10 protein-coding genes and 1 pseudogene are annotated in these 9,681 nt (G+C 68.5%); 5 read left to right on the top strand and 6 right to left on the bottom strand.

Annotated features, from left to right (window positions below; genetic code table 11):
• Positions 1 to 235, bottom strand: a pseudogene (locus A9X03_RS06185) (ABC transporter ATP-binding protein); the annotation flags it as partial.
• Between A9X03_RS06185 and A9X03_RS06180 the strand changes: the two are divergent.
• Positions 221 to 1,006: an ABC transporter permease gene (locus A9X03_RS06180; RefSeq protein WP_197696025.1), complete on the top strand. Its 786-nt coding sequence runs from the start codon at positions 221 to 223 to the stop codon at positions 1,004 to 1,006. The pseudogene A9X03_RS06185 and the gene A9X03_RS06180 overlap by 15 nt on opposite strands.
• Complete coding sequence (locus A9X03_RS06175) at positions 1,006 to 1,629, top strand: TetR family transcriptional regulator (protein WP_068260144.1); 624 nt, start codon at positions 1,006 to 1,008, stop codon at positions 1,627 to 1,629. Before A9X03_RS06180 ends, A9X03_RS06175 begins: the two co-directional genes overlap by 1 nt.
• Here A9X03_RS06175 and A9X03_RS06170 read toward each other — a convergent pair.
• Genes A9X03_RS06170 through A9X03_RS06160 form a run of 3 tightly spaced genes read right to left on the bottom strand, consistent with a single transcriptional unit; the run spans position 1,595 to position 5,215 of the window.
• Positions 1,595 to 1,810: a Trm112 family protein gene (locus A9X03_RS06170; RefSeq protein WP_067750453.1), complete on the bottom strand. Its 216-nt coding sequence runs from the start codon at positions 1,808 to 1,810 to the stop codon at positions 1,595 to 1,597. The two genes, A9X03_RS06175 and A9X03_RS06170, sit on opposite strands and share 35 nt — an antisense overlap.
• Positions 1,803 to 4,820 carry an acyl-CoA synthetase gene (locus A9X03_RS06165; protein ID WP_156669976.1) on the bottom strand — a complete coding sequence of 1,006 codons (3,018 nt, stop codon included), beginning with the start codon at positions 4,818 to 4,820 and terminating at the stop codon, positions 1,803 to 1,805. Before A9X03_RS06165 ends, A9X03_RS06170 begins: the two co-directional genes overlap by 8 nt.
• A 53-nt stretch (positions 4,821 to 4,873) precedes the next feature.
• Entirely contained in the window at positions 4,874 to 5,215 is a 342-nt protein-coding gene (locus A9X03_RS06160; protein WP_067784263.1) for a DUF4189 domain-containing protein, read from the bottom strand.
• Positions 5,216 to 5,468: 253 nt separating this feature from the next.
• Here A9X03_RS06160 and A9X03_RS06155 point away from each other — a divergent pair, with 253 nt between their 5' ends.
• The gene (locus A9X03_RS06155) at positions 5,469 to 6,182 is read left to right on the top strand and encodes a crotonase/enoyl-CoA hydratase family protein (RefSeq protein ID WP_067888831.1); all 714 of its coding nucleotides are present in this window, start codon (positions 5,469 to 5,471) and stop codon (positions 6,180 to 6,182) included.
• 98 nt (positions 6,183 to 6,280) lie between these two features.
• On the opposite strand, the gene A9X03_RS06150 is transcribed toward A9X03_RS06155, so the two are convergent.
• Positions 6,281 to 6,520: a hypothetical protein gene (locus A9X03_RS06150; RefSeq protein WP_067888813.1), complete on the bottom strand. Its 240-nt coding sequence runs from the start codon at positions 6,518 to 6,520 to the stop codon at positions 6,281 to 6,283.
• 203 nt (positions 6,521 to 6,723) lie between these two features.
• Here A9X03_RS06150 and A9X03_RS06145 point away from each other — a divergent pair, with 203 nt between their 5' ends.
• Positions 6,724 to 7,368 carry an MspA family porin gene (locus A9X03_RS06145; protein WP_067750468.1) on the top strand — a complete coding sequence of 215 codons (645 nt, stop codon included), beginning with the start codon at positions 6,724 to 6,726 and terminating at the stop codon, positions 7,366 to 7,368.
• A gap of 10 nt (positions 7,369 to 7,378) precedes the next feature.
• Here A9X03_RS06145 and A9X03_RS06140 read toward each other — a convergent pair whose 3' ends face one another.
• Positions 7,379 to 8,812 (bottom strand): HNH endonuclease signature motif containing protein, encoded by a 1,434-nt coding sequence (locus A9X03_RS06140; protein WP_082974435.1) that lies wholly within the window; start codon positions 8,810 to 8,812, stop codon positions 7,379 to 7,381.
• 388 nt (positions 8,813 to 9,200) lie between these two features.
• Here A9X03_RS06140 and A9X03_RS06135 point away from each other — a divergent pair, with 388 nt between their 5' ends.
• A complete protein-coding gene (locus A9X03_RS06135) occupies positions 9,201 to 9,680 on the top strand; it encodes a hypothetical protein (protein WP_067750440.1) in 480 nt (159 codons plus the stop codon).
• Position 9,681 lies beyond the last annotated feature (1 nt).

The raw sequence follows: 9,681 nt of genomic DNA, 5'->3' as shown, positions 1-9,681 counted from the left end.
CGGCCTGGCGCATGGTGCTGCGCTTGATGATGGACAGAAACGCGTCCTCCAGTGACGTGCATCCGGTGTCCTCTCGTAGTTGGGCCGGGGTGGTGTGGGCAAGCAGGTGACCGTCGCGCATCAGCAGCAGGTCGCCGCAGTGGTCGGCTTCGTCCATGACGTGGCTGGAGACCAGCAGCGTGGTTCCGCCGCGGGCGAGCTCGGCGAACTGCTCCCAGAGATCCGCGCGCAGCACCATGCGCCAGGCCGGCTAGGGCTCAAGGGCTACACCGCCACCACGACGCGAATCCTGCGCCAGCTGGCGGCCGACCACCGCAGCGTCGCCATGATCCTGTTCGTGCCGGTCTTGGTGATCACGTTGATGTACTACATGTTTCAGAACGCGCCGCATCGGCCCGGCACGCCTGCGCCGTTCAACAACGCCTGCCTGATCCTGCTCGGCCTGTTCCCGCTGTTCGTCATGTTCATCATCACGGCCATCACGATGCAGCGCGAACGGGCCTCCGGGACGCTGGAGCGGATCCTGACCACTCCCCTGCGCCGGTTCGACCTGCTGATCGCCTACGGCAGCGCCTTCTCGGTGGCCGCCGCGGCGCAGGCGGTGCTGGCGTGCGTCGTGTCGTTCTGGTTGCTCGGCTTCGACACCGCAGGCAGCCCCGCGTGGGTGTTCGTGATCGCGATCGTCAACGCCGTCCTCGGCGTGGGCCTGGGGCTATTGTGTAGTGCGTTCGCGCGCACCGAGTTTCAGGCGGTGCAGTTCATCCCGCTGGTGATGGTGCCGCAGCTGTTGCTGGCCGGCATCATCGTGCCGCGGGCGCTGATGCCGCACTGGCTGCAGTGGGTCAGCAACGTGATGCCGGCGAGCTACGCACTGGAGGCGCTGCAACAGGTGGGCGCGCACCCCGAGCTGACCTACATCGCGGTGCGCGACATCGTCGTCGTGCTGGGCTTCGCCCTCGCGGCGCTGTGCCTGGCCGCGGCCACGCTGCGACGGCGGACCGCCTAGTGGCGATCACCAACAGCCAGCGCAGGCGGCCCGGCCGGCCGGCCGGCGGCTCCGACACCCGTGAGCGAATCCTCTCCAGCGCGCGAGAGCTGTTCGCCCGGAACGGCATTCGCAATACCTCGATACGCGCGGTGGCCGCGGCGGCCGGGGTGGATTCCGCCCTGGTGCATCACTACTTCGGCACCAAGGAAAAGCTCTTCGCCGCCGCCGTCCACATCCCGATCGACCCGATGGAGGTGATCGGCCAACTGCGCGAGGTACCCGTCGACGAGCTCGGCCACACCCTGCCGTCGATGTTGTTGCCGCTGTGGGATTCCGAGGTCGGCACCGCGTTCGTCGCCGCCCTGCGCTCCATCATCGCCGGCTCGGAGGTCAGCCTGTTCCGCACCTTCATCCAGGACGTGATCGCCGTGGAAGTCGGCCCGCGCGTTGACAATCCACCCGGCAGCGGACACATCCGCGTCCAATTCGTCGCATCGCAACTGGTCGGCGTGGTGATGGCGCGCTACATCCTCAAGCTGGAGCCGTTCGCTTCGTTGCCGGCCGAGCAGGTCGCGGCGACCATCGCACCGAACCTGCAGCGCTACCTCACCGGGGATCTGCCGGACGGCATCGTGCCATGAGCCGCGCGTGCTCGTCATCGTCGACATCTCGGGCCTCGTCGACGAGCAGCACCGGAATGCCGTCCTCGATGCGATAGGCGCGCCGCAGCCGCGGGTTGTACAGCAATTCGTCGTCCACGAGCAGCAACGGACCCCGGTCGGCCGGGCACACCAGGATGCTCAGCAGCGAATCGTCAACCATCGGCGCGCCCCTTCAGTTCGGACCGGATGCCGGGGGTCAGCTTTCGGAAGTGCTGCCCGTCGGCGTCGAAGTACCACACCTGGCGGCCCGGCTTGGGAATTCCCGCCGCGCGCAGGGCGCTGACGGTCGGGCGGTAGGTCGCGCTCAGCGTCATCTCCGGGCAGACCTGGACGATGTCGGGCCCCACCCCGATCGGAATCTTGGCGACGGCGTCCGTCAGGTCCGCCGCGGTGATGCTGGCCCCGGGAAGCAGCGTCACCGCCGACACCGCGACCTCCCGGTCGCCCAGCGGCACGTTGTAGGTCACCGCGAGGTCGACACCGTTGATGCACCCCAGCACGTTGGTGACCGGCTCGTCGAACACCAGGCCCCGCGCGGTGTGGACCACCGAGCCGCGCCGGCCCGCCAGCCAGTAGTCCCCGTCGTCGTCGCGGTAGAACAGGTACTCGGTGGAGATCCAGGTGTCGCCGGCGGCGAACACTCCCCGCTTGACCGACGCCGTCGGGTCGATCGGACCGTTGGACGCGGCGAGCAGCACCCCGACCTGTTTCGGCTCGGCCACCTGGACGAAGCCGCGCTCGTTCTCCAGGATCAGGTCGTGCTCGGCGTCGTAGGCGGCCAGCTCGATGCGTCCGGCGCCGGGCAGCGGGCGACCCTTGCTGCCGGTCTTCGCGCCGGAAACGTTGGCCAACACCGCTTGTCCGTCGGTGGTGGCGAAGAATTCGACGACGTGCGCGGGCGTGAACGCGTCGACGACCCGGCCCCACAAGCCGGTCGGCATGCCGGAACCGATGAACAGCCGCACCGGGTGGTTGCCGTGCAGCACAAACGCGGGATCATCGACGATCTCGCGGAGCATGGCCCAGGTATAGGACACCACGGTGACGCCGTACTGCCGCACCTCCTGGACGAACCGGTCGCGGTCCAGGCCGCGGGACAGCGCGATGCGGGTGCCGCCGACCACCGCGCCGCCGAGGCTCACCAGCAGCGCCGACTCGTGGTGCAGCGGGGTCAGGCAGTAGACGGTGTCCCGGCGGTCCAGGGCGGCCGTCGAGGCGGTCCCGAAGGCCGACACCGCCCAGCGGTAGTTGGTGATCTGCTTGGCCACCAGCTCGCCGCCGGCCGCGCTGAACGCGATGAACGCCAGGTCGCGGGCCAGCCCCGGGTTGGGGCGGTACCACCCGGGCAGCTGGACGGCGTCCGGGTCGATCTGCTCCATGTCGATGACGTCGCTGTCGTCGGGCAGGTGCAGATCGCGCGACTCGCCGCCGCCGAGCACCAGCACCTGACGCAGCCCCTGGCGGTCCGACGCCAGCACCGCCTCCAGATTGGCGGGGTCGGTGAGCAGCTCTGTCACCCCGCCGAGCCGGACCGACGCGGCCAGGTCGGCATCCGGTCGCATCACCACCCCGATCGCGCCCAGGCGCGACAGGGCGGCGATGGCGACCAGCGCGCTGGGTCGCGTCTCCATCAGAACGCCCACCCGGTCGCCCTGCCGCACGCCGACCTCGATCAGGCCGCGGACGACATTGTTGATGCGCCGGTTGACGGCCTCGTAGGTGTGCACACGCCCGTCGAAAAGCAGGAATTCGCCCTGCGGGGCGTCGTGCGCCTGTTCCTCGATGATGCGGCCCAGCGAGATGCGGGTGTGGTCGTTGATCTGCCCAAGGCGGACCAGGCGCGGCAGGGTGCGGGCCGTCTCGACGGCCAGGGTGCGCATCGACTTGTTGGCCGCGACCACCGTGTTGGCCGCGCCGCGCACCATGCCCAGCGCCGCCTCGGAGACCTCGCCCAGGCCGTGCGTGATCCGGGAACTCAGCGCGACGCCGCTGTCGGTGTGCTCCGCGGGCTGGTCGGCCATCAGATCGATGCCCTCCGGCTTGTCGCCGCCGGTGGACAACCACTTCACCCAGGCGGCGACGGTCGGCCAACTCTGTTGCGCCGCTTTCGATCCCACGACCAAGCCGAAATGGCCTGTGCGGATGGTGGATTCGTAGACTTCGGCGTCGGGTGCGGCGCGCCGGATGCCGCGCACCGAGGCCGGCTGCCCGATGTCGTCCACCTCGCCGACGAAGGCCAGCACCGGACAGGTGATGTCGGTGAGCGTGACCATCTGGCCGTTGACGGCGAAGCCGCCGGTCATCATCCGGTTGTGGGCGATGAACTGCTTGAGCAGTTCGGAGATCGCCGGGCCCGACCAGGCGATCCAGCCTTCGCGTTCGAGGAAGCGGCGCTGCTGCTCGCGCGGGAGTAGCGCCTCGCGGTCGTGCAGCTGGCGCACGAAGTCGACGCGCGCCTTGGCGGTCTTGAGCGGATCGAGCATCTGGAAGCCCGTGCGCGCCATCCAGCTGGGGATGGCCAGCCGGCTGAAGACGTGGTCCGCCATGAAGTTGGCGGCGGGCGCGGCGAAGTTTGCCGGGATGCCCATCGGCAGCGCGGCCAGGGTGTCCACCGGAGAACCGAAGGTGACGATGCTGGCCAGGCTCTTCGACCGCCGGTAGGCGGCGACCTGGTAACACCACATGCCGCCCTGCGAATAGCCGACCAGGTGGATGTCGCTGCCGGTGACGTCCTTGACGGTGTCGATGGCCTGACTCAGCGCGACGATGTGGTCGGCGAGGGTGCGGCGCATGCCGCCTTCCACCTTGTCGGGCTCCCCGAAGTCGATCACCCAGGGGTCCAGCCCGTTGGCGTGCAGGATGCCCACCGCGCCCTCCTCGCGCGTGACGTCCCACATGTTCGCCGACATCATCATCGGGTGCACCATCAGCACCGGCGGACCCACCCGCTTCTCGCGCCGGCTGTCGGGCGGGAAGTAACGCCGGAGCTTGTACATCGGTACGCTCTCGACGATTTGCGACGGCGATGGGACGCTACCTGTTTCCAAGCCCCCCAGCCGGACAACCTCCAGCCCGTTCTGCGCCGTCGCAATCAGGCGCTCGACCGGTCGCGTGACAATCGACAAGTTGAGATCCACGGCCGCTCCCTTGTGTCTTGACAGCTCCGACATCATGGCACATCGGCGGGCTCGGCGGTCCTGGCCAGGTAATTTGCTCCGGGCGGTCAACCGTTGCAGTCGTGCAGGTCGATCTTGGCCCCGGGGCCCGCACCCTCCAGCGCCGCCGCGTCGGCCGCGTCGAGGGTCGGCGCGACCCGCGCCGCCAACGCGTTCCCGTCCCCGGCTTCGGCGATCGACAGACACCCCAGCCCCGACGTGAGGGCCTGGCAGTCGTTGGTCTTGCCCATGACGTCGCACCACAACACGGCGGCGTCCTCGGCCTGCTGCCGGGTGCGGTAGTTGAGGCGGATGGACTCTTCTCCGGTCGACGGCGACGCCGCGATCGCACCCCAGCAGCCGGGCCTGCAGTAGAAGTCGACGTCGGCCCGGGCCACCGGGGTCGCCATTTGCCATCCGGCGACGACGAGAGCACTCACCACCGCCGCCGGCCCGGCCGTCCTGCTTGGCATAACTCAGCGTCGCGGCCCTTGCTTTCAGCGAGGTGAGAACCGGCCATGAGGCCCTTTAGAAATGGGGGTTCAGATCGCGATCGGCGCAGCGGTTGGTGCGGATAACGTCGAGGCCGTGGGCGCGACGACTGAACCCAAGGGCAAGGGCGGTGTTCGGGTCGAGAAGAACGGACCCGTCACCACTGTGATCATGAATCGTCCGGAGGCCCGCAACGCGGTCAACGGATCTGCTGCCGCCGCGCTCCTTGCCGCGTTCGAGGAGTTCGACAATGACGAGTCCGCGTCGGTGGCCGTGCTGTGGGGAGATCAGGGGAATTTCTGCTCTGGCGCGGATTTGAAGGGAGCCGAGACGGGTGATTTCAACCCGGTGAGTCCAACCGGTCCAGGTCCGATGGGTCCTAGCCGGATGACCCTGTCCAAACCGGTGATTGCCGCTGTCAGTGGCTATGCCGTCGCTGGCGGCCTCGAGCTGGCGGTGTGGTGCGATTTGCGAGTAGTCGAGGCGGATGCCGTCTTCGGAGTGTTCTGCCGACGCTGGGGATTGCCTCTCATCGACGGCGGCACCGTCCGACTGCCCCGACTGATCGGACACGGTCGGGCAATGGATCTGATCCTCACCGGACGTTCGGTCGACGCGACCGAGGCGCTGGCTATCGGGTTGGCGAATCGCGTCGTACCCACTGGCACAGCCCGTGAGGCAGCAGAGGAGCTGGCAGCCGAACTCTCGGCGCTGCCGCAAACATGCCTGCGCTCGGACCGCCTGTCGACGCTCTACCAATGGGGACGAAGCGAGGCCGAGGCCATGGACTTCGAGTTCGACAGTTTGGCGCGTTCGGCATCCGAATTGCAGTCAGGCGCAATGCGGTTCGTGGACGGGGCGGGCCGACACGGCTCCAGCACGTGATGGTCCGACAGGGTTGACGGCATGGGCATTTCGGATTCGACGGATGCGTCGGACCGCCCTCGGAGTAGGGATCGGCGGGCCCGCTGATCGCGAACCGCCTAGTGGCACCGCGCGAATCGGTTCTCGCAATACATTCCGACGGCGTTCGAGCCCGCCGTGGGACCGCCTTCGTCGGCGGGATCCGGAGACAGCGCCGGGGTCGACGTGATGAGTTGATTGAGCACGCCCGGCCCCGACGGGTCTGACGAATCCGCATGCGCCACGCCGGTGCCACCGGTCAGAGCCAGGAGGATCACCGCCCCCGCCAGCAGTCCGAGAGCGCGCGGGTGAGAATTCATCGCCACCCTTTCCGTGGTCGCCGGAACACTGGTTACCGTAAGAGTTGCGCACCGATGTTCCATAACGGTCACGAACGCGAAACGACTTCGGCCGGTCGGCCGGCAAATTTCGGGCCCGGGATCCGGCCGCGCATACGGTATCGGTCGTGTGGCCGGTAGCCGTCAACGTCCGTCGCGCTGCGATTCTCGCGCTGTGCGTCGTTATGTCGGTGAACTCGGCGCCACCGGCGGCCGCCGATCCCGACGCCGAAAACGCCGCGGCCACCGCGGGCGCACCGGACGAAGGGCGGGTGCCGTCGTCCGATCCGGTTACCTACACGACGCCCGAAGGCTGGACCCTGACCCTTGCAGCCAGGGACGAGTCACAAACCCCCATCGCGCCGTTGACCACCGCGGTCTCGTCCCGCGAATACCTCGCCCGCGGAACGTTTTTCGGTTCGTTGGACGGGCTCGAACAGCCTCGCGGGGTGCTCGAGGTGGGTTACGAGATCGGCTGCGGGATCGACATGAGCACCTCCAACGGTGTCACCATCGCGGGCAGCGCCGGCGTCAGCCCGGGCCTCGGCATCGCGGGCCTGGGAGCCGGCACGCCAGTGGCCGTCCCGCTGATCACCACACCGCTGAACGGCGTGGTCACCGTGGGGCTCAAGCCCGGCGTCGTCATCGTCGTACCGGTGGCCAAGAAAGACTTCAAGGGCGCCAATCCCCGGGTCATCGTTACCGGGTTCCACGTCAAGATCGACGGCTGCGTCGGGCAGTCGTTCATCCGGTCCTACGCGACCCTGACCCAGGTGACCGACGAATCCGACGTCGTGCTGTCCTACGTCGGCGTCACCAAATCCGTCTGAGCTCTCCGGATCAAAACGGCGGGGGTTCGTCGTCGGGGGGTGCGGGACCCGCGGACGTCGATTGGGTGGCCAACCGCGCTTGGCGGTTGTGCCGGCGCTCGCTGGAGACGCGGTGGGCCCGGTTCTGGGCGCGGGTTCTCTTGCGACGCGGCATCATTGCGGTGCGTTCGCCGCGGCGCTCGGGTGCCGGGAGGACCGGGGCGTCGCCGGTGGGGGCGCACAGGCTGGGGAACAGCAGCGCGCTGCCCGGCATGGTCACATAAGTGTGTCCGTCGGGCAGCCGCCAGATCAGGGTGCCATCTTCCAATTGTTCGTCGCGCCAGCCCCAAAAGGTTTTCAGCAAATGATGTTGGCGGCAAAGGCATTTGAGGTTCGACGGGTGCGTCGCACCGCCCTCGGAGTAGGGAATCGTGTGGTCGATGTCGCAGTCGACGGCCGGGCGGTCACACCCCGGGGCCCGACACGTCAGGTCCCGGCACCGCACGAAATCGGCCAGCCCCCTCGACGGGGTGTAGCGCGGCTCCGCCTCGGCCGGGGCGCCCAGGGGCACGAGCTTGGCCGAGCCGGCCAGCTCGGCGATCACCTCGGCGGGCAGGAGTCCCTCAAACCCGGGCAGGACACCCGGGGCGGCTCCGTGGCCGGCGACGGTGGCCTGCTCGGCTAGGACGTGAATCACCACAGCGCTCGGGGTGCGCTCGGTGGCTGCACACTCGGGCGTTCCGCATTGGCACCGCAACCGCTCCGCCCCGGCGGCGAGCGCCCCCAGCGCGTCGGCGCGCCGCTGTCGGTGGGTACGCGGATCGGCGCCACACACGCTGCGGGCCAGCTCATCGAGCCGCCGGTCCAGCGCATGTCCGTCGGCGCCCAAGACGCTGCCGGTCAGCCAGCCCATGCCCGACTCGTTGGCTTGCACGTCCACGAACCGATCGTTGATCGCCTCCCTGGCCCGGCGCACCGCATCGGCATCCACCAGCGCCACCACCCGATCCACCGCCGCGCTCAACCCGCCCCGGGTCAGCGAGGGGCGCCGTGACAGCAACGCCGCAAGTCGGGCATCCACCCGCGCCAACACGTCGGCATCGGTGATCAGATCGGTGCGAAACACGATCGTCTGGAACGCGCGATAGTCGATATCACCGGCCTGGAACGCCTTGCCGACCTGCGGCAGCCGCTCGCGCATCGCCATCGCGTACCGCAGATAGCTGTGCGCCATCGCCACACTGCACTTCAGCGCCGCACCGACCTGCGCGGCGACCGCCTCCCACGCGTCGGCCGCCCAGTCCGCCTGCTCCCCCGAATCGCGGCAGCGCAGCACCAGCAGGTCCCCCACCGCTACCAAACGTTCGGCGGCGGCCCGTGCCTCCGCACGCCCCGCCTCACGCATCCGATCCAGCAACGCCGCCGATTCCGGCGTCGAACGGGATGCCAGCACGTACTCGAACATGTGTTCGATCATAGGACAGCCCTCCGACAACTAGATGGGCGGCGCGATGGGCCGTCAACCCGACACCGATCGAACTGTTTACGCCGACGGGAATCGGGTACGCAGCGGATGCGCTTCGGTCACGACGCGCCGTCGGGACCACCTCGGTTGAAACACGCAGCTGGGCGCATGCCAGATCTGGGCAGTCATCGCGAGCCTTCTTCGCGGTGGCCGCCTGAGCGTGTTTCGTTTCAGGAGTGAGGTGACGCATGAGCAAAACGGCGGCATGCTTTCTCCGCGCGCGGCTACCCGATCAGCTTGCCGCGCAATATGTCCCGGATACCCGCGTGGATCCGCGCGCGCAGCCAGTCGGCTAATTCATGAACCAACGAGCGAGGAAGGGAACCCAATGTTGTTGTCAGGCAACGGCGGTCGACGCACAGGCGAGGCCGAACACCTCGCCGAGCGGGCGTTGTACAACGTCGCGCACGGTCGCTTCGAACGCTCGCTGTCCGGGTTGACGGCGATCGCGGCCGTCGTCACGACGGCGGAAATCTATTTCGAGCACTACAAGGCCAGCTTCGGCAACAAGTGGATGTGGAGCCCGATCGTGGTGACACCGCCCGTGGTCGTCGCCGGAATCGGCGGGGTGTTCTCGCGGCGCTGGGCCAAACTCTGGCTGCCGATCACCGCGGGCGTCTATACCGCCAACGGCCTGATGGGCGAATATCTGCACGCGCGGGGGGTCGCCCGCAAGCCGGGCGGGTGGAAGAACGCGTCGTACAACGTGCCCATGGGCCCGCCGATCGCGGCCCCCGGACTGATGTGCATGGTCGGGGCGATGGGGCTGCTGGCCTCGATCCTGCGGCGCGAGCGGTTCCGGGGCTGAG

Source organism: Mycobacterium sp. E1715, assembly GCF_001667625.1.
In the GTDB taxonomy this organism is placed as follows: Bacteria; Actinomycetota; Actinomycetes; order Mycobacteriales; family Mycobacteriaceae; genus Mycobacterium.
Note: the sequence above shows the minus strand (reverse complement) of the source record. Positions and strands in the feature narration are given on the sequence as shown.